General features: G+C 66.2%; 32 protein-coding genes. 9 read left to right on the plus strand and 23 right to left on the minus strand.

Going from position 1 to position 25,742, the window contains the following annotated elements:
* Positions 1–29 precede the first annotated feature (29 nt).
* A complete protein-coding gene (gene tsaD, locus CYJ07_RS05350) occupies positions 30–1,067 on the plus strand; it encodes a tRNA (adenosine(37)-N6)-threonylcarbamoyltransferase complex transferase subunit TsaD (RefSeq protein ID WP_104202659.1) in 1,038 nt (345 codons plus the stop codon).
* Positions 1,068–1,162: 95 nt separating this feature from the next.
* On the opposite strand, the gene plsY is transcribed toward tsaD, so the two are convergent.
* Positions 1,163–1,753 (minus strand): glycerol-3-phosphate 1-O-acyltransferase PlsY, encoded by a 591-nt coding sequence (gene plsY, locus CYJ07_RS05355; RefSeq protein ID WP_422666945.1) that lies wholly within the window; start codon positions 1,751–1,753, stop codon positions 1,163–1,165.
* A 131-nt stretch (positions 1,754–1,884) separates the two neighbouring features.
* Between plsY and folB the strand changes: the two genes are divergently transcribed.
* The 3 genes from folB to CYJ07_RS05370 are packed head-to-tail and all read left to right on the plus strand — an operon-like array spanning position 1,885 to position 3,740.
* Positions 1,885–2,250, plus strand: a complete 366-nt coding sequence (folB, locus tag CYJ07_RS05360) for a dihydroneopterin aldolase (protein WP_104202660.1) — start codon at positions 1,885–1,887, stop codon at positions 2,248–2,250.
* Positions 2,250–2,753, plus strand: coding sequence for a 2-amino-4-hydroxy-6-hydroxymethyldihydropteridine diphosphokinase (folK, locus tag CYJ07_RS05365; RefSeq protein WP_104202661.1), 504 nt, complete (start codon positions 2,250–2,252; stop codon positions 2,751–2,753). Before folB ends, folK begins: the two co-directional genes overlap by 1 nt.
* Before the next feature lie 57 nt (positions 2,754–2,810).
* The gene (locus CYJ07_RS05370) at positions 2,811–3,740 is read left to right on the plus strand and encodes a DHH family phosphoesterase (RefSeq protein ID WP_104202662.1); all 930 of its coding nucleotides are present in this window, start codon (positions 2,811–2,813) and stop codon (positions 3,738–3,740) included.
* 36 nt (positions 3,741–3,776) lie between these two features.
* On the opposite strand, the gene CYJ07_RS05375 is transcribed toward CYJ07_RS05370, so the two are convergent.
* The 8 genes from CYJ07_RS05375 to CYJ07_RS05410 all read right to left on the minus strand — a co-directional run bounded on the left by CYJ07_RS05375 (position 3,777) and on the right by CYJ07_RS05410 (position 11,640).
* Entirely contained in the window at positions 3,777–4,916 is a 1,140-nt protein-coding gene (locus CYJ07_RS05375) for a tRNA nucleotidyltransferase/poly(A) polymerase-related protein (RefSeq protein ID WP_104202663.1), read from the minus strand.
* Positions 4,913–5,251 (minus strand): thiosulfate sulfurtransferase GlpE, encoded by a 339-nt coding sequence (gene glpE / locus CYJ07_RS05380; RefSeq protein WP_104202664.1) that lies wholly within the window; start codon positions 5,249–5,251, stop codon positions 4,913–4,915. Before glpE ends, CYJ07_RS05375 begins: the two co-directional genes overlap by 4 nt.
* Before the next feature lie 25 nt (positions 5,252–5,276).
* Positions 5,277–6,104 carry a symmetrical bis(5'-nucleosyl)-tetraphosphatase gene (locus CYJ07_RS05385; RefSeq protein WP_104202665.1) on the minus strand — a complete coding sequence of 276 codons (828 nt, stop codon included), beginning with the start codon at positions 6,102–6,104 and terminating at the stop codon, positions 5,277–5,279.
* A 62-nt stretch (positions 6,105–6,166) separates the two neighbouring features.
* Positions 6,167–6,565, minus strand: coding sequence for a Co2+/Mg2+ efflux protein ApaG (gene apaG, locus CYJ07_RS05390; RefSeq protein WP_104202666.1), 399 nt, complete (start codon positions 6,563–6,565; stop codon positions 6,167–6,169).
* The gene (gene rsmA / locus CYJ07_RS05395) at positions 6,562–7,374 is read right to left on the minus strand and encodes a 16S rRNA (adenine(1518)-N(6)/adenine(1519)-N(6))-dimethyltransferase RsmA (RefSeq protein WP_104202667.1); all 813 of its coding nucleotides are present in this window, start codon (positions 7,372–7,374) and stop codon (positions 6,562–6,564) included. The genes apaG and rsmA overlap by 4 nt, the downstream gene beginning before the upstream one ends.
* A gap of 26 nt (positions 7,375–7,400) precedes the next feature.
* On the minus strand, positions 7,401–8,456 hold the full coding sequence (pdxA, locus tag CYJ07_RS05400) for a 4-hydroxythreonine-4-phosphate dehydrogenase PdxA (RefSeq protein ID WP_104202668.1): 1,056 nt from the start codon (positions 8,454–8,456) through the stop codon (positions 7,401–7,403).
* Positions 8,456–9,121, minus strand: a complete 666-nt coding sequence (locus CYJ07_RS05405; RefSeq protein ID WP_104202669.1) for a SurA N-terminal domain-containing protein — start codon at positions 9,119–9,121, stop codon at positions 8,456–8,458. Before CYJ07_RS05405 ends, pdxA begins: the two co-directional genes overlap by 1 nt.
* Before the next feature lie 92 nt (positions 9,122–9,213).
* Positions 9,214–11,640, minus strand: a complete 2,427-nt coding sequence (locus CYJ07_RS05410; RefSeq protein WP_104202670.1) for an LPS-assembly protein LptD — start codon at positions 11,638–11,640, stop codon at positions 9,214–9,216.
* Between the two features lie 138 nt (positions 11,641–11,778).
* Here CYJ07_RS05410 and CYJ07_RS05415 point away from each other — a divergent pair, with 138 nt between their 5' ends.
* The 3 genes from CYJ07_RS05415 (at position 11,779) to CYJ07_RS05425 (ending at position 13,971) form a co-directional block, all read left to right on the plus strand.
* Positions 11,779–12,822: an aminoglycoside phosphotransferase family protein gene (locus tag CYJ07_RS05415; RefSeq protein WP_104202671.1), complete on the plus strand. Its 1,044-nt coding sequence runs from the start codon at positions 11,779–11,781 to the stop codon at positions 12,820–12,822.
* Positions 12,819–13,490 (plus strand): N-acetylmuramate alpha-1-phosphate uridylyltransferase MurU, encoded by a 672-nt coding sequence (gene murU / locus CYJ07_RS05420; RefSeq protein WP_104202672.1) that lies wholly within the window; start codon positions 12,819–12,821, stop codon positions 13,488–13,490. Before CYJ07_RS05415 ends, murU begins: the two co-directional genes overlap by 4 nt.
* A gap of 61 nt (positions 13,491–13,551) precedes the next feature.
* Positions 13,552–13,971: an OsmC family protein gene (locus CYJ07_RS05425; RefSeq protein WP_104202673.1), complete on the plus strand. Its 420-nt coding sequence runs from the start codon at positions 13,552–13,554 to the stop codon at positions 13,969–13,971.
* Between the two features lie 74 nt (positions 13,972–14,045).
* Here CYJ07_RS05425 and CYJ07_RS05430 read toward each other — a convergent pair whose 3' ends face one another.
* The 7 genes from CYJ07_RS05430 to phaR form a co-directional block, all read right to left on the minus strand.
* The gene (locus CYJ07_RS05430; RefSeq protein WP_104202674.1) at positions 14,046–14,648 is read right to left on the minus strand and encodes a DNA-3-methyladenine glycosylase family protein; all 603 of its coding nucleotides are present in this window, start codon (positions 14,646–14,648) and stop codon (positions 14,046–14,048) included.
* 14 nt (positions 14,649–14,662) lie between these two features.
* Positions 14,663–15,307, minus strand: a complete 645-nt coding sequence (coq7, locus tag CYJ07_RS05435; RefSeq protein WP_104202675.1) for a 2-polyprenyl-3-methyl-6-methoxy-1,4-benzoquinone monooxygenase — start codon at positions 15,305–15,307, stop codon at positions 14,663–14,665.
* 170 nt (positions 15,308–15,477) lie between these two features.
* Positions 15,478–15,819: a histidine triad nucleotide-binding protein gene (locus CYJ07_RS05440; protein ID WP_104202676.1), complete on the minus strand. Its 342-nt coding sequence runs from the start codon at positions 15,817–15,819 to the stop codon at positions 15,478–15,480.
* Between the two features lie 36 nt (positions 15,820–15,855).
* Complete coding sequence (locus CYJ07_RS05445) at positions 15,856–16,728, minus strand: phosphoribulokinase (RefSeq protein WP_104202677.1); 873 nt, start codon at positions 16,726–16,728, stop codon at positions 15,856–15,858.
* Positions 16,728–17,168 carry an acyl-CoA thioesterase gene (locus CYJ07_RS05450; RefSeq protein ID WP_104202678.1) on the minus strand — a complete coding sequence of 147 codons (441 nt, stop codon included), beginning with the start codon at positions 17,166–17,168 and terminating at the stop codon, positions 16,728–16,730. The genes CYJ07_RS05445 and CYJ07_RS05450 overlap by 1 nt, the downstream gene beginning before the upstream one ends.
* 41 nt (positions 17,169–17,209) lie before the next feature.
* On the minus strand, positions 17,210–18,505 hold the full coding sequence (gene purD, locus CYJ07_RS05455) for a phosphoribosylamine--glycine ligase (protein ID WP_104202679.1): 1,296 nt from the start codon (positions 18,503–18,505) through the stop codon (positions 17,210–17,212).
* Between the two features lie 93 nt (positions 18,506–18,598).
* Complete coding sequence (gene phaR, locus CYJ07_RS05460) at positions 18,599–19,093, minus strand: polyhydroxyalkanoate synthesis repressor PhaR (RefSeq protein WP_104202680.1); 495 nt, start codon at positions 19,091–19,093, stop codon at positions 18,599–18,601.
* Positions 19,094–19,185: 92 nt separating this feature from the next.
* Here phaR and CYJ07_RS05465 point away from each other — a divergent pair, with 92 nt between their 5' ends.
* Positions 19,186–19,899, plus strand: a complete 714-nt coding sequence (locus CYJ07_RS05465; protein WP_104202681.1) for a 16S rRNA (uracil(1498)-N(3))-methyltransferase — start codon at positions 19,186–19,188, stop codon at positions 19,897–19,899.
* A gap of 14 nt (positions 19,900–19,913) precedes the next feature.
* Here the strand turns inward: CYJ07_RS05465 and rloA3 are convergent, their stop codons facing one another.
* Entirely contained in the window at positions 19,914–20,531 is a 618-nt protein-coding gene (rloA3, locus tag CYJ07_RS05470) for a retropepsin-like aspartic peptidase RloA3 (protein ID WP_104202682.1), read from the minus strand.
* A 123-nt stretch (positions 20,532–20,654) separates the two neighbouring features.
* Between rloA3 and CYJ07_RS05475 the strand changes: the two genes are divergently transcribed.
* The gene (locus CYJ07_RS05475) at positions 20,655–21,248 is read left to right on the plus strand and encodes a hypothetical protein (protein WP_104202683.1); all 594 of its coding nucleotides are present in this window, start codon (positions 20,655–20,657) and stop codon (positions 21,246–21,248) included.
* A gap of 45 nt (positions 21,249–21,293) precedes the next feature.
* Here the strand turns inward: CYJ07_RS05475 and CYJ07_RS05480 are convergent, their stop codons facing one another.
* From CYJ07_RS05480 to CYJ07_RS05505, 6 genes are all read right to left on the minus strand, one after another.
* Positions 21,294–22,595, minus strand: coding sequence for a lytic murein transglycosylase (locus CYJ07_RS05480; protein ID WP_231489542.1), 1,302 nt, complete (start codon positions 22,593–22,595; stop codon positions 21,294–21,296).
* A 125-nt stretch (positions 22,596–22,720) separates the two neighbouring features.
* Positions 22,721–23,128 (minus strand): monovalent cation/H(+) antiporter subunit G, encoded by a 408-nt coding sequence (mnhG, locus tag CYJ07_RS05485; RefSeq protein ID WP_104202684.1) that lies wholly within the window; start codon positions 23,126–23,128, stop codon positions 22,721–22,723.
* Positions 23,121–23,390 carry an MrpF/PhaF family protein gene (locus CYJ07_RS05490; RefSeq protein ID WP_104202685.1) on the minus strand — a complete coding sequence of 90 codons (270 nt, stop codon included), beginning with the start codon at positions 23,388–23,390 and terminating at the stop codon, positions 23,121–23,123. The genes mnhG and CYJ07_RS05490 overlap by 8 nt, the downstream gene beginning before the upstream one ends.
* A 15-nt stretch (positions 23,391–23,405) precedes the next feature.
* Positions 23,406–23,879 (minus strand): Na+/H+ antiporter subunit E, encoded by a 474-nt coding sequence (locus tag CYJ07_RS05495; RefSeq protein WP_104202686.1) that lies wholly within the window; start codon positions 23,877–23,879, stop codon positions 23,406–23,408.
* The gene (locus CYJ07_RS05500) at positions 23,876–25,393 is read right to left on the minus strand and encodes a Na+/H+ antiporter subunit D (RefSeq protein ID WP_104202687.1); all 1,518 of its coding nucleotides are present in this window, start codon (positions 25,391–25,393) and stop codon (positions 23,876–23,878) included. Before CYJ07_RS05500 ends, CYJ07_RS05495 begins: the two co-directional genes overlap by 4 nt.
* Complete coding sequence (locus tag CYJ07_RS05505) at positions 25,390–25,737, minus strand: Na+/H+ antiporter subunit C (RefSeq protein ID WP_104202688.1); 348 nt, start codon at positions 25,735–25,737, stop codon at positions 25,390–25,392. Before CYJ07_RS05505 ends, CYJ07_RS05500 begins: the two co-directional genes overlap by 4 nt.
* Between the last annotated feature and the right edge of the window lie 5 nt (positions 25,738–25,742).

The raw sequence follows: 25,742 nt of genomic DNA on the forward strand, positions 1-25,742 counted from the left end.
TCGCCTCTCACTTTGCGCGAGCCTACATCATGCGAGTACTGGGCATAGAGACCTCCTGCGACGAGACCGGCGTCGCGATCTACGACACCGAGCGAGGCCTGGTGGCCGACGCCCTTTTCAGCCAGGTCGCCATGCATGCCGAATACGGCGGCGTGGTACCCGAACTCGCCTCTCGCGACCACACCCGACGCCTGCTGCCACTGATTCAGCAGGTGCTCGACGATGCCGGCCTGCGTCGCGACGAACTCGACGCCATCGCCTATACCGCCGGGCCCGGGCTGGTCGGCGCACTGATGGTGGGCGCCAGCACCGCCCATGGCATGGCGCGAGCGCTGAACATACCGGTACTCGGCGTGCATCACATGGAAGGCCACCTGATGGCGCCTATGCTCGAGGATTCACCGCCCGCTTTTCCCTTCGTCGCGCTACTGGTGTCGGGCGGCCACACTCAGTTGGTCGAGGTCCAAGGCGTCGGGCGCTACCGCTTGCTCGGCGAATCGGTGGACGATGCTGCCGGCGAGGCCTTCGACAAGACCGCCAAGATGCTGGGACTGGCCTACCCCGGCGGCCCTCAAGTGGCGCGACTGGCCGAGTCGGGCGATCCGGGGCGTTTCCGCTTTCCCCGTCCCATGACCGACCGCCCCGGACTCGACTTCAGCTTTTCGGGGCTCAAGACCCATACCCTCACCACCCTGCGCCAGCTGGAACGGGCGGGGCAGCTCGACGACCAGACACGTGCGGACGTGGCGCGCGCCTTCGAGGAAGCCGTGGTCGACACCCTGGTGATCAAATGCCGACGGGCGCTGGACGACACCGGACTGAAACGGTTGGTCATGGCCGGTGGGGTAAGCGCCAACGCACGCCTGCGCGAACGCCTGGCTCACGAAGCGGAGAAGCGCAAAGCCCAGGTCTACTATCCTCGCGGTCGCTTCTGCACCGATAACGGCGCCATGATCGCCTTGGCCGGTGCGCGGCGTCTGCTCGCCGGCGAGCGTGACGAAACCGGCATCATGAAAGCGGTACCGCGATGGCCGATGGAAACTCTCGAGGCACCGGCCGGCGCCTGACGGCTGCCCCCTCTTTGCGACTGGCTCTCGCAGCCCGGATGCGCTCGACTTGGCAACCGGCCCGGGCCCGCCGGCTCGAGGGTTAGTTTCGCAGGTTAGAGTCCCGGCTCATCGCCGCGCCCCAGGCGGCGGATATTGAGCAGATGCCGCACCAGCACCAGCGCGGTGAAGGCCATCACCACCAGCACGTAATCCGGCGCCAGCCACAGGCTGGCCAGCGGTGCCACGCCGGCGCTTGACAGCGACGCCACCGCGGCGGTGCGCACTCGCCACGCCAGCACGGCCCATAGGGCAGCACAGCACAGCGCCACCCAGGGGGTCAGTACCAACAGCACGCCGAAGGCGCTGGCCACCGCCTTGCCGCCACGAAAGCGATGCCAGGGGGGATAGCTATGGCCCAGCAGCACGGCGAGACCGACCACGCCCTGGGCCCAGGGCGGCAAGCCGAACGCCATGGCCAGCCCCAGGGCGGGCATGCCCTTGACGGCGTCGAGAGCCAGCGTCGCCGCCGCCAGCCGGCGACCATGCAGACGCAACACGTTGGAGAAGCCCGGGTTGCCCGAACCCGCCAGGCGCGGATCGCCCACCCCCGCCAGTCGGCAGATCCACAGCGCCCCCAGCCAGGAGCCGCTGACATAGCCCAGCAGCAAAAGCGCCAACAGCAGCAGTAGCCCTTCGTGCGTCACCTGGCTTCGCCTCCCTCAACGGTGATTACAGGATGATGCCAGCCGCGGCGCCGGGGGGACAGCGCCCGAGCCTGTCATCGCCATCTGCGCTCACGTACAATCGGGCCTCTTTCACCACACGGGAGCCGCGCATGGACCGCGTACTGATCGAGTCGCTCGAGGTCGAGACGGTCATCGGCGTCTATGACTGGGAGCGCACCATCCGTCAGCGGCTTACGCTCGACCTGGAACTCGCCACCGATATCCGCCCGGCCGCCACCGACGACGACCTGGCCCGGACGCTCGACTATGCCGCCATCAGTCAGCGCATCGCCCATTTCGCCGACGAGCATGCTTTCGCCCTGGTGGAGACCTTCGCCGAGCGGCTGGCCCAGCTCCTGCTCGCCGAATTCCCCACTCCCTGGCTGCGGCTGACCCTGCGCAAGCCCGGTGCCGTGCCGGCGGCAGCGGCCGTAGGCGTACGCATCGAACGCGGCACGCTTCCGGAGGCACCCTGATGGCCTGGGTCAGCGTCAGCATCGGCAGCAATATCGACCGCGAATACCATGTCCGGGCTTGCCTGGATGCCCTGGCGGCCAGCTTCGGCGAGCTGCTCGTCTCGCGGGTCTACGAGAGCGAGCCGGTGGGCTTCGAGGATGGGCGCAACTTCTACAATCTGGTGGCGGCGTTCGAGAGCGACTGGTCGGTGGGCGAACTGCAGGCTTGGTGCAAGCGCGTCGAGCGCGCCCACGGGCGGCGCCCCGGGAGCCCCAAGTTCAGCCCGCGCACGCTCGATATCGACCTGCTGACGGTGAACGATCTGGTGGGCGAGCACGATGGCGTCATGCTGCCACGCGGCGAGATACTGCAGCATGCCTTCGTGCTGCTGCCGCTGGCTGAATTGCTGCCGGACTCTCGTCACCCCGTGGCGGGGCGCCCCTATGCCGAACTCTGGGCCGAATTCGACCTCGGCGATCAGCGCCTGTGGCCGGTAGCGTTTGATTGGCCAGCGCAGCGCTGAGGTAGACTGCGTCGGGTTCGATCATGAATGCGGCTTGCCCAAGAAGAAGGAGACGCTATGTCCGCCAAGTTTCGCCTGGTTACGCGCAGTGATTTCGATGGCCTGGTATGCGGGGCTCTGCTCAAGCACCTCGACCTGATCGACGACATCCTCTTCGTTCACCCCAAGGACATGCAGGACGGCAAGATCGCCGTCGGCGAGCGCGATATCACCACCAACCTGCCCTACGTATCCGGCTGCCATCTGGCTTTCGATCACCATTTGAGCGAAACCCTGCGCAATGCCAGGCGCGCCGACAACCATATCATCGACCCCGAGGCCCCCTCGGCGGCCCGGGTGGTGTGGCGCCACTACGGCGGGCACGCGACGTTTCCCTCGCGCTGGGACGACATGATGGCGGCGGTGGACAAGGGCGATTCGGCCCAATTCAACCGCGAGGAAGTGCTGTCGCCGCAGGGCTGGGTGCTACTCAACTTCATCATGGATGCGCGCACCGGACTCGGCCGCTTCCGCGACTTTCGCATCTCCAACTACCAGTTGATGATGCAGTTGATCGATTACTGTCGCGAACACTCCATCGACGAGATCCTTGCCCTGCCCGACGTGCGCGAGCGCATCGCACTCTACGAGGAGCACAGCGAACCGGCCAATGAGCAGATCCGTCGCTGCGCCGAGGTACACGGCAACCTGGTGGTGCTGGACCTGCGCAACGAGGAAACCATCTACGCCACCAATCGCTTCGTCATCTACGCGCTCTACCCCGAGTGCAACATCTCCCTCCATGTGCTGTGGGGGCTGAAGCAGCAGAACACCGTGTTCGCCATCGGCAAGTCGATACTCGATCGCTCAAGCCATACCAACGTCGGCGAACTCTGCCTCGACTACGGCGGCGGCGGTCATTTCAATGCCGGTACCTGCCAGATCGACAACGACAAGGCTGAAGCGACGCTGCGTGAGATCATCGCGCGGATCAACGATGAGGGCTGAACGAACCGGCGCAGCTCGCAGCCTGTCGACAGGCCGTTAAGTCCGCTCCAGCTCGCGTTCGAGAATGGCCCGGCGCCGCCGGGCCAGCTCTTCGCCCAGCTCACCGCCGCGAAACCCTTCCGCCAGCAGCTCCCGCGCTTCGAGTCGCGACACCACCCGCCAGGCCCGCCCGAGCGCTTCGGCCAGAGCCGGGGCATCGACCGCCAGCAGTGCGATCATGGGTCGAACACGTTCGCTTCGCCGCCAGGCGTCGATCCCATCCAGCCAATCCTGTACCGCCTTGGCACTGAGCTCGCCCCGTTCGCGCAAGCGCCGGGTCAAGGCCGCCTGACGGCCCAAGTCGCGATAGATGCGCGGCAGCCGCAACCGCTCGGCCAGCGATTCCTGCTGCGCGTCATCGAGATGCTCCACCAGTCGTGCCCAGCGCCAGCGGGGGCGCTCCTCATCTTCCAGCTCGGCGGGCAGGCGCTCCATCCGCACCAAGGCCCGCTGCAGGAGCGCAGCATCATCGACGAGCTCCGGCATCAGCACCGCCAACGCCCCGCAGTCGTCCAGTGTGCGGAAGTAGATCGCAGGCTCCGGTTCGCTCAACGCCTTCTCGGTCTCGGTCCAGACCCGCTCAGCCACCAGATGGGCAAGTTCGCCACTGTCGGCGAGCTCGCGCATCAACCCTAGGGTCTCGTCGGCGATGACGAAGCCGAGGCCGGCATAGCGTGCCAGGAAGCGCGCGGTGCGCAGCACCCGCAGAGGGTCTTCGACGAAGGCCGGCGAAACATGGCGCAGCACGCCGGTCTGCAGGTCAGCCCGACCGCCGTAGGGGTCGACCAGCTCTCCCTCCGGCGTTTCGGCCATGGCGTTGATGGTCAGGTCGCGCCGAGCCAGATCCTCCTCCAACGTCACCTCGGGACTGGCGTGCACTTCGAAGCCGGTGTAGCCGTGGCCGGACTTGCGCTCGGTGCGCGCCAGGGCATACTCCTCGTGTGTATCGGGGTGCAGGAACACGGGAAAGTCGCGACCTACCGGGCGAAAGCCGCGCTGACGCATCTGCGCCGGAGTCGCCCCCACCACCACCCAGTCGGTGTCGGCGACCGGCCAACCCAAGCGGGCATCGCGCACCGCCCCCCCCACGCGGTAAACCTCGAGCCCCTCGAGGCAGCGATCGCGCCCTCGGCTCATGGGCTGCCACGCTCCACCCTGGCGGGCAGGCGGTATTCCCATTCGGTGAATCCGCCGTCGAGGCTGTAGACCTCGGCAAAGCCCTGGCCGGCCAGCCAGGACGCGGCCTGCTGGCTGGAGTGCCCGTGGTAGCAGACCACCACCAGCGGTTGCTCGCGCGGGGCGGTCTCGAACAGTGTCGGCACGCTGTCGTTGCTCAGGTGGCGGCTGCCCGGGATGTGTCCGGCCTGAAAACTCCTCTGATCGCGGATGTCCACCAGCGTGAGCGGAGAATCGTTTTCGAGCCAGCGCTCGAGGGTGTCAATCGTCAGGTGTTGAAACGAGGGGGTCGACATGCGGGCCTCCCGGGTCGCGAAATGGTCAACGGCGCTTATGGCTGGGCACGTCAATGCGCTCGCCGGTGGAAAGGTTCAGGGCCGTGAGGGTGCCGCCCCAGACACAACCGGTATCGAGCGCCTCGGCACGGACCTGGGCGCCTTCGGTATGGCCTTCGAGCGCCGCCCAGTGACCGAATACCAGGCGCACGTCGTCGGCACGCGGATAGCGAAACCAGGGTGCAAAGCCAGGCGGGGCACTGTCTAGCCCTTCCTTGGCACTGAAGTCGAGGCATCCCTCGGCATCGATGAAGCGCATCCGGGTCAGCACATTGACGATGGCACGCAGGCGCTCGATGCCATCGAGCGAGGCTTCCCAACAGGCGGGGACATTGCCGTACATGCGCTCGAAAAAGGTTCCGCTGCGCTCGCTGCCCAGGCGCGCCTCCACCTCGGCGGCGTATTCCGCCGCCTCGTCCTGGGTCCACCGTGGCAGCAGCCCGGCATGGGTCATCACGGTATCGCCCTGGCCATCGAAGGCTTGGCGGACCAGCAGTGGACGCGATTGCAGCCAGTCGAGCAGCGCCTCCCGATCGGGAGCGTCGAGAATCGCCGTCAGCGTGTCCTTGCGGTTCAGCCGCCCGCCGCCGCGGGCCACCGCGAGCAGGTGCAGGTCGTGGTTGCCGAGCACGGTGACCGCCGCTTCGCCGAGCGCACGGACCTCGCGCAGGCAGGCCAGCGACGCCGGACCGCGGTTGACCAGGTCACCCGCCAACCACAGCCGATCGCGGCGCGGATCGAAGTCGATCCGCTCCAGCAGCTCGACGAACTCGGCGTGACAGCCCTGCAGATCTCCAATGGCGTAGGTGGTCATGGCACGTTCCCTATGGCGCTGTGGCGACGTCCGGGACGCCTGCGTATTGGCGTCGGTACGCGTCAGTGAACCTGATTGGGGCTGGCCAGGCGGAAGGGGGCGATGGCGACCTCGAAGGGGCGCTGGCTGGCCGTGTCGACGCAGGTATAGGCGCCTTCCATCACTCCCACCGGTCCGTCGAGGATGGCCCGACTGGTATACCGGAAGGTTTGCCCGGGACCAATCATGGGCTGTTGCCCGACCACGCCCTTTCCGCGCACTTCCTGTACCTTGCCACTGCCCTGGGTGATTCTCCAGTGCCGCGCCAGCAGCTGCACGCTGCGCATCGAGTGATTGTGGATGGTCACGGTATAGCTGAAGACAAAGCGTGACTCGTCGAGAGAGGACTCGTCACCGCGAAAGACGGGCTCCACGTCGACCAGCACCTGACGCTCCAGCGGGATGTCCGAAACCTGGGTCATGTCGTCGCCTCCGTTGCGGCCAGATGATTGGCGATGCGCACGAACTCCTCGACGCCGAGCGTCTGGGGACGCCGACCGGGATCGATGCCCAGCGCCTCGAGCGCGCCGGCGTCGACCACGCCCTTGAGGTTGTTGCGCAGGGTCTTGCGTCGCTGGGCGAATGCCTGGCGCACGACCTGGAACAACAGCGCCTCGTCATCGGCCGGCCACGGCAACGCCGTGTGCGGCGTCAGCCGGACAATGGCCGAATCGACCTTGGGACGAGGCACGAAAGCCTCCGGCGGCACCGTGAACAGGGCATCCACGCGACAGCGATACTGCGCCATCACAGAGAGACGTCCCCAGTCGCCGCCGCCCGGCGCGGCAGCCAGGCGGTCGACCACTTCCTTCTGCAGCATGAAATGCATGTCGGCGATGGCACTGCCCGCTTCCAACAGGTGGACGATCAACGGGGTGGAGATGTTGTACGGCAGGTTGCCAACCACCCGCAGCGAGGGCCCCTCGCCGCGTAGCGCACGGAAGTCGAACTTCAGCGCATCGCCTTCATGGATGACGAAGTCGGGATGGTTGAAGAACTGCACGCGCAGCCCCGGAATCAGATCGCGATCCAGCTCGATCACTTCCAGATGGCCGTCGGCCGCTTCGAGCAAGGGCTCGGTCAGGGCGCCCTGACCGGGGCCGATCTCGACCAGGCGGTCGCCGGAGCGGGGCCCGATGGCGCGCACAATGCGTGAAACGATGCCCGGGTCACGCAGGAAATTCTGGCCGAAGCGCTTGCGAGCGCGATGAATCGGCGGGCGCGATGCCATGGTAGTTCCTTGTCTTGGTCGTATCGTCAGAGAGCGGCCGCGCCGCGTCTTGCCATGTCGGCGGCAAGTGCGACGGCGATGCGCAGGCTGCTGGCATCGGCGACTCCCCGGCCGGCCAGGTCCAGTGCCGTACCGTGATCCACCGAGGTGCGCACGATCGGCAGCCCCAGGGTCACGTTGGCGGCGCGGCCGAAACCGGCGTATTTCAGCACGGCCAAGCCCTGGTCATGGTACATCGCCAGTACGGCATCGATACCGGCCAGGTGCCGAGGCGTGAACAGGGTATCGGCCGGCAGCGGCCCGTCAAGCGCAAGCCCCTCGCGGCGCAGCTGCGCCAGGCAGGGCGAGATCACCTCGAGCTCCTCGCGGCCGAGGTGACCGCCCTCTCCGGCATGGGGGTTGAGACCGCACACGGCAATGCGCGGCGTCGAGATGCCGAACCAGCGCGCCAGATCGGCATGCAGGATACGTAGAACACGCTCGAGGCTCGTCGCGATGATCGCGTCGGCCACCTCCCGCAATGGCAGATGAGTGGTGGCCAGCGCCACGCGCAGCGCCGGGCTGCCCCGCCAGCCCGGCTCGCGAGCGTGCAGGGCGCTGTCAGTCGCCAGCATCATGACCACTTCCTCGACGCCGCAGGCGTCGCGCAGGTATTCGGTATGGCCACGGAAACCGGTATGGCCGGCATCGAGAATCACGCCCTTGTGCAGCGGCGCGGTGACCATGCCGCCGGCCTGCCCGCGACGGCAGGCATCGATCGCCACATCAAGCGTTTCGAGTACGTAGCCGGCATTGGCCACATCGAGCTTGCCGGGGTGGCTGGGTCGACGCAGCGCTACCGGCCATACCGGCAGCACGCCGGGCCTCGCTTGCGGCATCGCCTCGCCCGGAGCCAGCTCGTGCAGGACGATCCCGAGACCGAGCGCAGCCGCTCGCTCGGCCAGCAGCCGCGGATCGCCTACCGCCACAATCCGCCCCGGCAGTCGTTCCTCCATCACCAGCCGCAGCACCAGTTCGGGCCCGATGCCGGCGGGTTCGCCGGTGGTGAGAGCCAGCACGGGCGCGCCAGGCGACGTCGACATCAGCGACCTTCGGCGAGCCGATTGTCGACGAAGGCCTCGGCGCGAATTTCCTGGAGCCAGGCTTCCAATGCCTCATTGGCCTTGCGCTGGAAGACCATCTGACGCGCTTGCTCGCGGCTCACGTTGCCGCCCTGCTGCTCCATGAAGCGCTCGACCTCGCGTTCACTGACATTGACGCGACCGCCGATACGACGCTGATGCAGTTCGCGTAGCAGCATCTCGCGGCGGATATCCTCACGCACGGTCGCCATGGTTAAACCGTCAGCCTCCAGCGCATCGGCGAACTGGTCGAGGGTCATGCCGTTGCTTTCGGCGATCTCGCGAATCTGGCGGTTGAGAGCGGTATCGTCGATGGAGAGCCCGGCATCGGCCGCCATCTGCAGTTGGATTTCCTCGACGATGATCTGCTCGAGAACCTGCTCTCGCAGCATCGCCTCGGACGGCAGCTGCTGGCCGCGCGCGGTCAGCTGTTCGCGCGCCTGCGCCATGCGCTCCTCGAGCTGGCTCTGCATGATGGCCTGCTGGTTGACCACGGCCACGATGCGGTCAAGGGATTGCCGCTGTACCGGCTGATAGTCCTGAGCCTGGGCTGCGAACGGCAAGACGCCAAGGCACAGGGCCAACCCCAGGGTGGCGCCTAGGGTCGCAAGTCGCGGAATCCGCATGTCGTACTTTCCTCTCATAATATGACTGCCAAGGGGCCAACCCGGGCCGGCTCAGAACTCTTTGCTCAGTACTCTTGCTCAGTACTTTTTGCTTAGAACTCTGTGGCACGATAGCCGGGTATGGCCGTTTCGAAAAATCCGGCGGCATTGCCGCCGACACCGCCCAGTCCCTTGAACACGAAACGCAGGAAGATACCACGCTCGGTGGTGTCGTCCTCGATGGTATTGGCGGTGTCGTTGTCCTCGATCCACTCTCGCCATACCAGCTGCAGACCATAGCAGCAGTCGTTCCACTGCACACCGCCCATCTGATCCAGACTGCGGCGGTTGGTATGGTCGTAGAGATAACGTCCGATGACATCAAACCGCGGGTTGACCTTGTAGGCGAAGGAGAGCTCATACTCCTCGCGGTCATACCCCAGGCGATCTTCGGCTTCCCCGGACGGATCGAATCCTTCGAGTTGCCAACGGTAGGCAAGGTTCAATACATGACCGCGGGGATCGCGATAGGCGACGCCGACGCTGTTCCGCTCCGTACGGCTTCTATGATCGTCGTAGAGCCACTCGTAGCGTGTGCTCCAGCGCTCGCTGATACGCCAGTCCAGGCGAGTCACCCAAGGAGATCTATCGCGGGTCGCCTGATAGAGGCGCTCACCGTCAGCGGCCCGCGGCGAAGGCAGCGTGTCGGGATCGCCGGCCATGTCGATGGTGCGGTCGTCGAAATAGTACGCCTGCCCCACGCCCAGCATGAAGCGATCGCGACCACTTTCATCCTCAAGGAATCGGCTGCTCAGCGCGTAGGAAATGCGATTGAGATCGCCGACGCGATCGGAGCCCGTGAAGCGGTAGGGCGACCAGAGCTGGTTCCAGGAGAAGGCGCGTTCGTCGCTGTCGAAATCGGGAAACTCGCTCTGGTCACGGGCCGGCACGTAGGCGTAGTTGAGTCGCGGCTCCAGAGTCTGGCGGTAATCGCGCCCGCCGAGCTCAAGCTCGCGCTCGAATACCAGGCCACCGTCGATCGAGGCGACCGGTACCGCACGCTGCAGCGAGGTGCTGCGCTCAGTCAGCCTCTCGCCGTAGTCGAGGTCGTAGGCGGTGTAAAGCCACTCCACCCGCGGCTCCAGGTGCCCCCAGGTTTCATCGAAGCGCCAGCCTGTCGCCGGCGAGAGATGCAGTCTCGTCCCGGTGGCGGACTCCCTCAGCGGTACGCGATTGCGGTCGACGTCGCGCCAGAAGTAGGTGACATCGGAGCGCCACTGCTGGTAGAGCCCACCGGGCTGGGACCAGCGTGCGGCGGCATTGAGGCTGGGCAGCCGATAGAATGGTTTGTCACGGTCGCGCAGCGGGTATTCGAGCCGCTGGTACCCCTGGGCGCGCGCCTGCAGGTTCCACGTTTCGCCGCGGTAGTTGAGCAGGGCCAGTCGCGGCATATTGTTGGGGCCATCGCCGAAGGCGCTGCCGAAGTCGTCGAAGTAGCGTCCGTCGCTGGCCGCGCCGTAGCGCAGGTTGTAACGGGTACGTGCGTCGAAGGCGCCGCTGTGCATGTAGTCGATGTACCAGCGATCCTCGCCTTCGAAGCGCCGGGCTTCATCATCGCTGGAGCCGCCGTCGTCACTCGACAGGTAGGCCCCTTCGATCTGGCCGGCATCGCTGGGAAACAAGTAGCGGTATTCGCCCCCGAGCAGCAGTCCGTGCTCGCTGATCCAGCGCGGCGTGATGGTGGCGTCGTGATTGGGCGCGATGTTCCAGTAAAACGGCTGGGCATAATCGAAACTGTCGCTGGAGAGCCCCAGCGCGGGCCACAGGAAGCCCGTCTGGCGACGGTCGTCGATGGGAAAGCGTACCCAGGGCCAGTAGAACACTGGGACTCGCCCCACCTCCAGACGCGCATGGCGCGCGGTGCCGAAGCCGCTCTCACGATCGAGAACCAGATCGCTCGTCGCCAGCCGCCACAGGGAATCGCCGGGATCGCAGGTGGTGAAGTTCGACGAGGTCAGCCGGTAGCGCCCATCCTCCAGCCGCGACAGCTGCACCGCGTCGCCGCGCAGGTGCTGGTCATGGATCACGTAGTGGGCCGAATCGATGCGGGCCGCGTCGCTGTTGAGCGAGACCTCGGCGGCCTCCCCGCGCACCAGCATATTGAGATCGCGCAGCGCCAGCGGCCCCTCGGCCTCGGCGTGTTCACGCTCGGGTGGCATGCGCACCTCGGGGGATTCGAGCTGGCTGTCGCCACGGCGCAGGATCACCTCGCCATTGAGAATGGTCTCGCCATCCTCACCGTAGTAGGCGTTGTCGGCCTCGGCGCTGACCTTCCCGGGGTCGTCGGCGGCGGGCAGACGATAGGCGGGCATCACGTAGACACCGCGGCACAGCGCCGCGTCGGGCCGATCGTCTCCCCAGGGGTGCCAGTCCAGCTGCCAGGCCGGCAATGGCTCGAGCGCCATCGCCAGTGGCGCACCGATCGTCAGGCCGGAAGAGATCAAGCCGGCCAACGCCGTTCCCGCATGTCGCTTGCCCATGGTCCCTCGATGTCCTTGGCGAAGAGAATCGGTATTATACAGACCGCACCCAGCCTGTCGTATGCGCCCCGAGCGGTCAGCATGCGGCGGTGCCCCACGGGCGTCAACCGGCACCGTCCGACACAGCAAGGAGCCAGCATGACCCAGGCCGACACATCGACGCGATTCGACGCTCTGCGCCACTGGGCGGCCGAGCGGCACCGGCTACCCACCGAGGCGCTCGACCTGCGCCTGGCCGCGGGCGATGCCAGCTTCCGCCGCTACTTTCGCCTCCGCCTGCCCGACGGCGACACGCGCATGCTCATGGATGCGCCGCCCACCCAGGAAGACAGTCGCCCCTTCGTCGATATCGCGCGTCGTTGGCGGGCCGGGGGGCTGCCGGTGCCGGCGCTGCACGCGGTGGACCTGGAGGCCGGTTTCCTCGAACTCGACGACCTGGGCGACACCCCACTGCAGACCCGCTTCGCCGGCGAAACCCATCCGGACACGCTGATCTGGCACGAGCGTGCGTTCGAGTTGATACACCAGTTGCAGGATCGCGCCGGCCCCGGCGCTCTGCCGAACTACGACGCCGCTCTGCTCGGTCGCGAACTGGACCTGTTCATCGATTGGTGTCTGGTCAAATGGCTGGGCACGGTCATGCCGCCGCCCGGCTGGGGCGAACTTCGCGAAGCGTTGATCGATTCGGCCCTGGCCCAGCCGGTGGTGACAGTGCATCGCGATTTCGATGCCATGAATCTGATGGTGCGCGACGAGCGTCTCTACCTGATCGATTTTCAGGACGCCGTGGCCGGCCCCATCAGCTACGACTTCATCTCGTTGCTGCGCGGCCGCTACTGCCACTTTTCCGCGGAGCGCTTCGCCAGTTGGACCGAAGCGTTCCGGCAGCGGGCGATGACCGATGGTCGCTTGCCGAGCACCACCAGTGCCGAGGGCTTCCGCCGGCAGGTGCAGGCCATGGCCGCCCAGCGCTCGCTCAAGGTACTCGGTATCTTCTGCCGCTTGACCCTGCGTGACGGCCGCTCGGGCTATCTCGAGCGCCTGCCTCACTTTCTCGCCCATCTGGAAGCGAGCCTCGCCGAGCTTCCCGAGCACGAACCCTTCTATCGCTGGCTCATCGGAGAGTTCCGCCCCGCCCTGGAGCGCCGGCTGGCCTCGCTGGCGCCGGAGGGAACCCGATGAAGGCGATGATTCTCGCCGCCGGCCTCGGCAAGCGCATGCGCCCGCTGACCGACCACTGCCCCAAGCCGCTGCTGCCGGTGGCGGGCAAGCCACTCATCGTGCATCACCTCGAGCGACTGGCGACGGCCGGCATTCGCGAGGTGGTGATCAATGTCAGCTATCGCGCCGAGCAGATCGTCGCAGCCTTGGGCGACGGCAGCGCCTACGGGGTGTCGATCGCCTGGAGCCGCGAGACGAGCCCACTGGAAACCGGCGGCGGCATCCGCCAGGCACTGCCGCTGCTGGGCAACGCTCCCTTCCTGCTGGTGAACGGCGACGTCTGGAGCGATTTCGACCCGGCCTTTCTGCCACCGCTCGGCGATGATCTGGCCCACCTGGTACTCGTGGATAACCCCGTGCATCATTCTTCGGGCGACTTTCACCTCGACGAGAGGGGCCGACTCCATCCGCAGGGCGAGCCGCGCCTGACCTATGCCGGGCTCGGCCTGCTCGACCCCGCCCTGGTCGCCGACCGCACGCCGGGGGAGTTTCCCCTGGCGCCGCTGCTGCGCGAGGCGATGAGTGCCGGACGCGTCGGCGGCACCCATCATAGCGGCCGCTGGGTCGACGTGGGCACGCCCGAGCGTCTGGCCGAACTCGACCGCGAACTGCGATGGCAGCAGGGCTGAGCTGCATGCAGCGCAGTGGTAAGCTGCACGAACTGATCGCACCGACAAGGAAACCCGAGACATGAAAGCCAGCGTCAAGTGGACCGATGGCCGCCAGTTCGTCGCCGAGTCCGGCAGCGGCCATAGCGTCGTAATCGACGGCCCGCCCGATCACGGCGGGCGCAACACCGGGCCGCGCCCCATGGAGATGTTGCTGATGGGCATGGGCGCCTGCACGTCCTTCGACGTGCTGGAGATCCTCGAGAAGTCGCGCGCCGGCGTCACCGACTGCGTCGCGAGCATCGAGGCGGAACGCGCCGACGCGGTGCCGAGCGTGTTCACCAAGATTCACGTTCACTTCACCGTCAGCGGGCACAAGCTCAAGGAGAACCAGGTCAAGCGCGCGGTGGCACTCTCCGCCGAGAAGTACTGCAGCGCCTCGATCATGCTGGCCAAGGGCGGCGTCGAAGTCACCCACTCCTACAGCATCGTCGACGAGTGATTCGGCGAAACCACCTAGCCTCACGAATGCAAGGGGCCCGCCAAGGCGGGCCCCTTGCATTCGTGTAGTGCCAGCTAGACGGGCGGGGCGTCGACATGGCGCCATAGATACAGCGCAAGGTGCGAGCGGTATGGAGCGAAGCGTGAGGCCGTGCGCAGGGTCTTGCGCCGTGGGCTGGTGAGCCGCTCCAGCGTCTTGCGTGCGGCCACGTCCCCTTCCGGCCAGACATCCGGCTCGCCGAAATAGAAGATCGACACCATGTCGGCCGTCCATTGTCCCACGCCCCACAGCGCGGTCAGGCGCCGCGAGCGTTCGGCATGATCGAGCTCGCGAAGGATGTCGGCCTCGAGGCGACCGGCCCGCGCCTCCTCGGCGATCAGGCACAGCGCCCTGGTCTTGGCGCCCGACAGGCCACAGCTCCGCAGGACGTCCTGGTTGGATTCGACGAGGAATTCCATCAGCGGGGCTTCACCCGCCGCGGCGAGCACGCGCCCCCAGATCGAGCGCGCCGCCTTCACCGAGAGCTGCTGTCCCGCCACCGAGCGACACAGACGCTCGGCCAAGGGCTGGCTGTCGTCGACCGTGAGCGTGACCGGCCCACCCCGCTCGATGGCGTCGGCGAGCAGCGGACTCAGCTCACGAGCGACCTCGACGAAGCGTTCATGGATGTCGGACATGACCTGGACTCGGCTCAGAGATGGTAGACGCTCTTGGTCATTACCTTGGACATCATGCTCATGCCGAACTTGACCGGCGCGGGGAAACGCGCCCCGCCCGCCTCCAGCGCCAGCTGGGCATGGTGGGCCTCGTCGATGGCCATCTGACGCAGCACGGCGCGGGAACGACGGTCGCCCGCGGGCAGCTTGACCATGTGCTCATCGAGATGACGCCCCACTTGCTCCTCGGTGGCTGCGACGAAACCGAGGCTGATACGATCGCCGATGGCACCCGCCACCGCACCCAGCCCGAAGGAGGCGGCATAAAACAGCGGATTGAGTGCGCTGGTGTGGCTGTCCAGCTCCTGCAGCCGGTCGTCGCACCACGCCAGGTGGTCGATCTCCTCCTGCGCGGAATGCTCCATCTGGGTGCGCACCTCGGGCAGCTTGGCGGTGAAACCCTGACCCTGATAGAGCGCCTGGGCGCAGACCTCGCCGGTATGGTTGACCCGCATCAGGCCCGCGGCATGGCGCCGCTCCTCGGCGCTCATGTCCTCGTCGTGAATGTTCGGCGTCGCCGGTGAGGGCCGCGACGCGCGCGCTGCATGTGGCAGGAGGGTACGCAATACGGTATCGAACTGGTGAATCAGATTGTCGGCACGGGAGTAATGACGGTTCATCTCATCCTCTTCGCGAGGCGGACGGTGCGGCGACCCCGTCGACGCGCAGTCCGCTCGATGACCATGGCACATCGCATCGACGCCACCTCGAAGGTGGCGTCAGCGGAACGAGGTGCACCTGATGGCGTCGCACGCCTCGACGCGCGCGGTATTCCACCGTAAGGCGCCAGCTAGCCAGCCGGCCAAGTAAAGCGGCGACCGCCCATCAGGTGCATATGGATATGATAGACCGTCTGCCCACCCTGGTCATTGCAGTTCATCACCACGCGATAGCCCTCCTCGGCGAAGCCGCGCTCCTCCGCCAGTCGAGCCGCAACGTACGGCAGCCGGCCGACCAGGGCCAGGTCGCGCTCCTCGATATCGTTGAGCGTAGCGATGTGGGACTTGGGAATGATCAGGATATGGGTCGGGGCCTGCGGGTTGATGTCGTTGAACGCCAGCACGTGCTCGTCCTCGTAGACGATATCGGCCGGGACATCTCGATTCACGATCTTGCAGAACAGGCAGTCCATCGGTTCATGCTCCTGTGGAAAGAGTTGGCGACGCGATCAACGGAAGCGCCGCTGGGCCAGCAGGTGGCGCACCAGCGGCGCCAGGATCAGTTCGATGGCCAGCGACATGCGCGCGCCCGGCACCACCAGCGTGTGCGGGCGACTCATGAACGAATCCTGGATCATTGCCAGTAGCCAGGGGAAATCCACCGTCGAGGGGTCACGAAAGCGGATCACCACGAACGATTCGGCGTCGTTGGGGATGTCCTGCACCTCGAAGGGGTTGGACGTGTCTACGGTGGGCACGCGCTGGAAGTTGATGTGGGTGCGCGAGAACTGCGGCTGGATGTAGCGCACGTAGTCGTCCATGCGCCCCAGGATGGTGTCGATCACCGCTTCCTGCGAGTAGCCGCGCATCTTGATGTCGCGGTCGATTTTCTGGATCCACTCCAGGTTCATGGTCGGCGCCACGCCCACCAGCAAGTCGACGTGCCGCGCGATGTCGTGCTCCGCCGTGACCAGCCCACCGTGCAGCCCTTCATAGAACAACAGGTCGGTACCGCAGGGCAGCGGCTGCCACTCCGTGAAGGTGCCCACCTGGTAGCCCGCCTCGATCATCTGCTTGTCTTCGGCGTGGATATAGTGGCGGAAGGTGCCGGTACCATGCTCGCCATACTCGTGGAACAGCGCTTCGAGGCGGTCGAGCAGGTTGGCTTCCACGGCGAAATGGGAGAGTTGATTCTTGCGCTCGGGCTCCTCGCGGAAAATCCGCGCCAGCTCCTCGCGGGTATAGCGATGGAAGGCGTCGCCGTCGACGAAGGCCGCATGCACGTCCTCGCGCGAGAACATGCGCTCGAAGGTGCGCTTCACCGTGGTGGTCCCGGCCCCCGAGGAGCCGGTCACGGCGATGATGGGATATTCGCGAGACATCAGGCGGCCCCTGTTCGGGCCAGGGCGTCGCCTACGCTCCGAGGCACCGCCACGGGACGCCCCTGTGCCGGATCAACCAGCAGCAGGGTGAGCCGTGCGGTGGCCACCGGGCGGCCGCCCTCGGCGTGGCACACGCGATGGAAGACCGCGATCGCCTTGCCGGCAGGCGCCGGCACGGCGGTCTCCACCACCAACGCATCCGGCCAGCGAGCCTCGGACTGGTACTGCACGGCCAGGTCCGCCACTACGCTGGGGAAGCCGCCAAGGTCCCATTCGCTGAGCCCGAGATCGGCGAAGGCCTGGATACGAGCCTCGTGGAGCAGCGACACCAGGGCATCGTGCCCCAGATGGCGGCCGTAGTTCATGTCGGCGATACGCACCGACATGGGGTGACGATGGATGATGTCGCTTTCCGGAAACTCCAGCTTGATGCGTTCCATGCTCGCTCCCTGAATCTTGTTGTAATCGTGCCGGTCACGCGTCAGCCGGCCTGGCGTTCGCGGGCAATGGCGCGGTAGGCGATGTCACGGCGATACTGGGCGCCTTCCCAGCGGATCGCAGCCACGCCCTCGTAGGCCAGGTCGCGGGCCTGCGCCACACCCTGCCCCAGTGCCGTCACGCACAGCACCCGGCCGCCGCCGGTCACGATGCGCCCTTGGTCGTCCTCGGCGGTGCCGGCATGAAACACCTTGCAGCCGGTCGCGGCGGCGGCCTCGAGACCCTCTATCGCATCGCCCTTGCGATAGCTGCCAGGGTAGCCACCCGCGGCCATTACCACACCCACCGCGGCGTGCGGATCCCACTCACAAGTATGGCCGGCCAGTTCGCCGCACGCCCCGGCCAGGCACAGCTCGGCCAGGTCCGACTGCAGGCGCAGCATGATCGGCTGGGTCTCGGGATCGCCAAAGCGACAGTTGTACTCGATCACCTTGGGGTTGCCCTCGGTGTCGATCATCAGCCCGGCATAGAGAAAACCGGTATAGGCGTGCCCCTCGGCCGCCATCCCGTGCACCGTGGGCATGATGACGCGCTCCATGATGCGCTCGTGCACGCTGTCGGTGACCACCGGCGCCGGCGAATAGGCGCCCATGCCGCCGGTATTGGGGCCGGCATCGCCATCGAGGGCACGCTTGTGATCCTGACTGGTGGCCATGGGCAGTACCGTGGTGCCATCGACCATGACGATGAAGCTGGCCTCCTCGCCCTCGAGGAACTCCTCGATGACTACGCGGGCGCCCGCGTCGCCGAAAGCGTTGGCTTCGAGCATGTCGCGTACCGCCGCCTCGGCCTCGGCCAGGGTCATGGCCACGATCACGCCCTTGCCCGCTGCCAAGCCGTCGGCCTTGATCACGATCGGTGCGCCCCGCTCGGCCAAATAGGCCAGCGCCGGCCCGACCTCGGTGAAGGTGCGATAGTCAGCGGTAGGAATGGCATGGCGCGCCAAAAAATCCTTGGTGAACGATTTCGAGCCTTCGAGCTGGGCGGCGCCTCGGGTCGGCCCGAAGATGGCCAGTCCCGCCTCGCGGAAACGGTCGACCACACCCTCGACCAGCGGTGCCTCGGGGCCGACCACGGTCAGCTCGACGCCTTCGTCGCGTGCGAAGGCCACCAGACCCTCCAGATCGGACGCCTCGATGGCGATATTGGTCAGGCCCGGCTCATGTGCCGTGCCGGCATTGCCGGGTGCCACGAAGACTCGCTCCACGCGGGGCGACTGACCGATCTTCCAGGCCAGGGCGTGTTCGCGGCCACCGCCGCCGATGATCAGAACCTTCATCCGCTGCTTTACCTGTCTCTCGCTGATAGCGCCGTGGGGGTACGGCTGGGAAAACGTCGCGGCATTATGGCAGAAAGCCGCGGCGTTCGTCGCTCAGGAGGATTCGCCACCGCCCTTCTCTTCTTCCTTGCCTTCCTCGCCCTTCGAGTTCTTCTTGCCGGGCTGCCCCTGTCCGATGGCTTGCTGCCAGAAGCGCATGTTCTCTTCGGCCATCTCGCGCATCAGCTCCATGGGCGAATGCCGCATGGCCTGCTGCCACTGGTCCTGCATGCGCTTCTGCTGCTCGAGCATCAGTTGGGTGCCTTGCTCGAGGTAGCGCGCCAGCGGCAGCGGCTGAGCCATGTCGTAGACCCGGATGAACTGTGCCAACAGATCGTTGGAGAACACTTCGGCTTCGCCATCGGCCTGCTCCTGCTCGATGATGATCGACAGCAGGATCGTGCGGGTGAGGTCCTCGCCGGACTTGGCATCCTCGACCCGGAAGGGCTCCTCGTCGAGAATCAGCCGTCGCAGATCCTCGAGCGTTACATAACGGCTCTGTTGCGTATCATAGAGCCTGCGGTTGGCATACTTGCGAATTACGCGCACAGCGGCACTCCTTGTTATCCGGGCAGGCTTGCCCATGGCTGCTATTGTGCACCGCGCCAACGCCCTTGCAAATCGAACCGAGACAAGAGCCGATGAACCTGATCCTGCTTGCCCCTGAGGAGATCCAGCACGACCGCCAGGCGTGCGTGCGCGATTCACGCCGCCTGCGTCATCTCAAGGAGGTCCACCGAGCCCAGGTCGGCGACCGCCTGACGCTCGGCATGGCCGGGGGCGGGATCGGCAGCGGCGAGCTCGTGCAGTTGACCGACGACGAGGCCCGCTTTGTTCTCGACGCGCTCGACGCTCCGCCTCCCCCCCCGCTGCCGGTGCATCTGGTGCTGGCACTGCCGCGGCCGCGCATGCTGGCGAGAAGCCTCGAGCATCTCACCGCGCTGGGGGTGAAGCAGGTCACGCTGCTGCATACACGGCGGGTGGAGAAGAGCTACTGGCAGTCTCCGGAACTCGCCGCGGAGAAGATCCACGAGCATCTCGTGCTGGGGCTCGAACAGGCGCGCGACACGATCCTGCCCGAAGTGCACCTGGCCAAGGGATTTCGGCCCTTCGTCGAGGAGCGTCTGCCGGCTCTGCTCAACGGTCGCCGTGGTCTGCTCGCCCATCCCGGCATGGCACAGGCGTGCCCGCGGGGAGTGAACGAGCCCACTGTGCTGCTGGTGGGCCCCGAGGGCGGCTTCATCCCCCACGAAGTAGAGCGGCTGCTGGCGGCCGGCTGCGAAGGCATCCACCTGGGGCCGCGTATCCTGCGCGTGGAGACGGCGGTCATCGCCCTGCTGGCACGACTTTTCTAGCGGCCTCTTGCGCACTAATCGGTCGAGGCCACGTCGTCGAAAGCATCGTCCTCGTCGGGGTCGTGTTCCACCAGCGGCGCGTCCTCGCCACAGCTCGGGTCGGTGAGGAAGGTTTCGCGGACGTCCAGGAGCCCCAGATGTCCGATGGTGCGGCGCCCGAGCAGCAGCGGATAGTTCATGTCGCCGCGATCACGCAGGCTGAACTGCTCCTCGAAGACGGTATCGCCCAGGCATACCTTCATCAGCACCACCGGGCGGCGGTCGACGCCACCCGCGCCGCGCAGCTTGAGGCTGCGGTAGAGGGGCAATTCCAACTGTTCGCTGAAGCTCTCGCCGTTGGCCTCGTTCTCCAGCTTCAGGCGGAAGCGCACCCACTCCTCGCCCTCCTTGTCGAAGCGTTCGATATCGCGCGCATCGAGCGAGGAAGTCAGCGCGCCGCTGTCCAACTTGGCCTTCACCTCGACGCCCCAAGGCTCAATCGTGCCCTTCTCGACCCAGCCGAATACCGGTTTCTCGTCCGCCACGGCCCCCTGCGCCAGACTGGCTGCCAGCAATAGCCCGCCGACCAGGCCGCGCAGATTCCATTGACGGCCCCGTACCGCACGGCCGAACCCACATCCTTTCTGGGGCATCTCATCCTCCCTTTGCGTGATTGACGCTTGATGGACCCGATCCATGGCGGTCGGTTCCGTCACTGACACGCACGTTACGTCGTCTACACTGTCCGTGTCACCAAGGATAAGGAGGGCAAAACGATGACACAGTCACGCCTGACAAGGACCGCATTCGTCGCTTCCACCGGCCTGCTGGTGGCCGGCCTGGCCATCGGCGTACAGGCACAGTTCGAGGCGCAGGGGTTATATTCCGCACGCGACATTCTCGATGCCGAAGTGCATTTCGAATCCGCCCCCGAGGGACAGCCCAGCGAGGTCACCGACATTCTCCTCGGCGATGACCGAAAGGTGCACGCGATCGTGGTCGACACCCACGACTCGGTGGGCCAGAACGGCGACACGCTGGTCATCACCAATCAGCACTATCGGCTGGTCAACTTCGAGGAGGAGGGCGAGACCCAGCACGACATCATCGTCGATACCGACGCCGAGGCGCTGGAGGCCATGCCGCGCTATGACCAAGAGTGGATGAACACCGCCCGTCAGCGCGCCCGCGAGGCCTGGGACAGTGCCGGCGAGGGTGCCGAAAGCGCCTGGCACCAGACGCGTGAAGGTCTTGAGCGTATCGGCGAAGGCGCCGAGAGCGCCTGGGAGCGTACCCAGGAGGGGGCCGAGCGGGCCGGACGCCGCATCAGCGAGACGCTCGACGATTGGACCAACGATAGCAACAACTGATCCCTGCTGTTGCCTGCCGGGCTTCACGCGAGCCCGGCCGGCACCTCAACGCCGCTGCAGTCGCTCCAGCAGGCTCGCTGTGGCGAAACCATCCGGGGTCTCGCCGATGCTGCGCTGGTACTCACGCAGGCCGCGGCGAGTGTTCGGTCCCATCACACCGTCCGGCTCGCCGACGTCGAAACCGCGCTCGTTGAGCGCTCGCTGCAGGTCGCGCACCTGGCTGCGCGACAGCGGCTGCACATCGCGCGGCCATTCGCCCTGTATCCCCGAATCGCCGGCGATCCTGTCGGATAGCGATGACACGGCCAGGGCGTAGCTCGTCGCGTTGTTGTAACGCAGGATGGCGCGATAGTTGGGCCCCACCAGGAAGGCCGGCCCCCGAGCACCGGCGGGCGCGATAACCGACGCCTGCTCGAACGGCGGCAGCGAATCGCCGCTCATGCCGCGAACGCCCTGCTCCGCCCACTCCTGGCTACTACGGCGGGTCGTCAGTTCGGTCTGGGAGTAGTCGAAGCCTTGCGGCAAACGGACTTCCACGCCCCAGGGCTGTCCGGTTTGCCAGCCGGCACGCGCCAGGTAGTTGGCCGTTGACGCCATGACATCGGGAATGCTGCCCCAGATGTCGCGACGTCCATCGCCGTCGCCGTCGACGGCATAGGATTCGAAGCTCGAAGGCATGAACTGGGTATGACCCATGGCGCCGGCCCAGGAGCCGACCATGCGCTCCGGGGCGATGTCGCCGGCGTCGAGGATACGCAGCGCCGCCATCAGCTCGCCACGGGCGAAATCGCGACGACGACCGTCGAACGCCAGGGTGGCCAGCGCCTCGAGGGTGGAAAAATCACCGAAGTTGCCGCCATAGTTGCTCTCGAGGCCCCAGATCGCCACGACCACTTCGGCCGGCACGCCATAGCGCTGCTCCATGCGCCGCGCCGTCTCGCGATGTTCGGCGAGCTTGGCCCGACCTTCGCTGACCCGGGCCGGCGACACGGCGCTATCCAGGTACTGCCAGATGGGACGCACGAACTCGGGCTGTGAGCGGTCGAGCTCGATGACTCGGGGCCGATAGCGCACGTCATCCAGCGCGCGCGCCAGCGTCGCCTCGCTGATCCCCTCGGCGCGTGCCTTGCGCCGGAAGTCCTGCAGCCAATCCGGAAAATCGTTCGGTGCGCTCCTGTCGGCTTCGCCACGAGCCGTAGCGTCAGCGGCATCGGCCCCGGGCGAGACTTCGGCCGGCTCGGTGGCCTGCGGCTCGCGTTCGTCGGCCACGGCGCTGGTCAGCGGGCCATGCTGGCACCCGGCCAGCAGCAGGGTCAGTGAAACGACAGGCAAGAGTGGACGTAACATGGCGTAGCATTCCTTGCATTGAAGCCACCGATGAACAGCAGCGATTGGGAGTCAGAAGCGGAGGCTAGACCAGAGCGTCGCTGGCGGCAATCGCTATTCCGTCCTTAGCAGCATCGGCGCTGGCGCTACCCGCTCGCATCGTCCCCCGGGCCCCGTACCCGAGCGTCATCGTCGGGCTCCATACCGCTCTTGAGCTCATGGGTCAGGGGATCGTAGTGGGGGCGCAGTTCGTCCTTTACCGTACCGTGCCACAGCTTGGCGCCGACGAAATAGCCGGCACGGCCGATCACGTGGGCGGCAACCGGCGCCGTCATCATGATGAAGATGATCACTCCGAGCGCCCGCGCCACCACCGCCACCTCGCCGAAGTGCAGCGCCACCGCCAGCATGATCAGCGTGGCCCCGAGCGTGGCCGCCTTGGTGGTGGCATGCATGCGGGTCAGCAGGTCGGGCAGGCGTACCAGGCCAAGCGCCGCCAGGAACATGAAGATGGCGCCGACCAGGATCAGGCCGGCCTTGAGCGCCTCAATCATCGCGCGGCCCCCCGCGCTCGAGGAAACGCGCGAAGCCGATGGCTGCCATGAAGGCCATCAGCGCCATGACGATGGCCACATCCAGCAGGCTCGGCACGTCGGTGGCGATGGCCACCACTCCGACGATGCCGACGATCATTGAGGAGAAGAGTTCCAGCGCCACCACTCGGTCCGGCAGGCTGGGCCCTATGAAAAGACGCACGAAGGCCAGGCACAGCGCCAGCGTCATGAGTATCAGGCTCAGCATGATCACGGTCGACACGGATCGTCCCCTCTCCTAGTGGAACAGTTCCAGCGCGCGGCGTTCCAGCTCCGCCAGGTTGCGGCGCAGTTCGGCCTCGTCATCGAGGAACATGGCGTGGATATAGAGCACTCGTCGGTCGTCGGAAACGTCCAGGCTCAGGGTGCCCGGCGTCAGCGATATCAAATTGGCCACCAGCGCAATCTCGAATTCGCTGCGCGCCTTGAGCGGCATGGCGATCACGCCGGGTTTCATGTACCAGGGCGGCGTGACCACATCGAAGGCGACCTTGAGATTGGCCAGCAGCAGCTCCTTGAAGAAGAAGCCCACGAAGCGGATCAGTCGCGGCAGGCGCTGGGCATAGCCGGCGAGGGCCGGCACCTGGGGCTGGATCAGGGCCAGCACCAGGTAGCCGAAGGCCAGGCCGGCGAGCAGGTTGCGACCGCTGAAGTCGCCGGTCAGCACGACCCAGGCGACGCCCAGCAGCAAGTTCCAGGCGGCCCCGATCATGGCGAGCTCTCCCCGAGCGGTCCCAACACCGCCTCGATATAACGCTCGGGCGCGAGCAGCTCGCCCGCCGAGGCCTCGGCCAGGGCGTAGAGAGGCTCGGCGTTGAGCCCGATGAACAGCGTACACAGCGCCAGGCCCACCGCCGGCAGCGACATCAACCACAACTCCTGCTGGCCGACCGCCGGATGGGCATTATCCTCCTCAACGCTGGGCGCCGTCTTCCAGAACACTTCGGACCAGATCTTGACCATCGAGTAGAGCGTGAGCAGCCCCACCAATAGCGCAATGGCGGTCACTCCGTAGGCCTCGGCCTCGATACCGGCACGGATCACGATGAACTTGGCGAAGAACCCCGACAGCGGCGGCACGCCGGCCAGCGACAGCGCCGGTATCAGGAACAGCACGGCCAGCCACGGATGGCTGCGGTAGAGCCCTCCCAGGCGCTTCAACTGGTAGCTGCCCTGCAAGCGATGGACGATGCCGCTGATCAGGAAGAGATTCGTCTTCACCAGGATATGGTGGACGATGTAGAAGACGCCGCCGATGATGGCCAGCGGCGTGAACAGCGCCAGCCCCAGGATCATGTAGCCGATCTGGCTGACGATATGAAACGACAGGATGCGCCGGAACTCGTACTGGGCCGCCGCCCCCAGCACCCCCGAGAGCATGGTAAGCCCCGCGCCCCACAGCAGGATTTCATGGGTGTAGCCCGGACTGTGATGAAAGATCAGCGTGAACACTCTGAACAGGGCGTAAACGCCGACCTTGGTCAGCAGCCCGGCAAACAGCGCCGACACCGCGACCGGCGGCGTGTGATAGGAGGCCGGCAGCCAGAAGAACAGCGGAAAGGCCGCGGCCTTGATGCCGAAGGCGACCATGAACATCATCGCCAGGACATCGGCCATACCGCTGTTTTCCAGGCTCGCCAGGCGGCGCGCGATATCGGCCATGTTGAGCGTGCCGACCATGCCGTAGAGCAGCCCCACGGCCACCAGGAAGATCACCGACGACAGCAGGTTGAGGGTGACGTACTTGATCGCCCCTTCCATCTGCGCCTTCTCGCTACCGAGTATCAGCAGCGCGAAGGAAGCGACCAGCATCACCTCGAACCAGACGTAGAGATTGAAGATGTCACCGGTGAGGAAGGCACCGGAGACCCCGGCCAGCAACAGATGCATCAGCGGAAAATAGCCGTAGGCCTCGTGGCCGCGGCCGGTGGTGGCCAGGGAGTAGAGCGCCACCGCGAAACCGATGATACCCGTGAGCACCACCATGATGGCACCGAGCAGATCGGCTACCAGGCTGATGCCGAAGGGAGCCGGCCAATCGCCTACCTGGAGTACCAGGATCCCCTCACGGCTGACCGACGCCAGCAGCCAGATGCTGGACGCCAGCAGCAGCGCGGTACCGGCCACCGCGATCATCCGCTGCATCAGGCGTGAGCGCCAGAACACCAGCGATACGGCTCCGGCGAGCAGCGGGATCAGGATGGGCAACGCGATCTGCGGGTTCACGTATCGGTATCCCTCATCCGGTCGAGGTCGTCGGCGCGCACGATTTCCCAGGCGCGGCGCACCAGTACGACGGCGAACGACAGCACGCCGAAGGCGATGACAATGGCGGTGAGCACCAGCGCTTGCGGCAGCGGGTCGGCCACGACGCCCTCCGGCGCGACCATTCCCTGCGGCACCAGCGGCGGCCCCCCGCGAGTCAGACCGGCAGAGACGAAGATCAGCAGATTGGCGGCATTGGAGAGCAGCATCAGGCCGATTACCAGCTTGACGATCGAACGCCGCAGCATCATGTAGATGGCCGCGGCAAACAGAATGCCGATGGCAACGGCTAACAAGGGTTCCATGGCGC

It is taken from the genome of Billgrantia saliphila, from assembly GCF_002930105.1.
Taxonomy (GTDB): domain Bacteria; phylum Pseudomonadota; class Gammaproteobacteria; order Pseudomonadales; family Halomonadaceae; genus Halomonas; species Halomonas saliphila.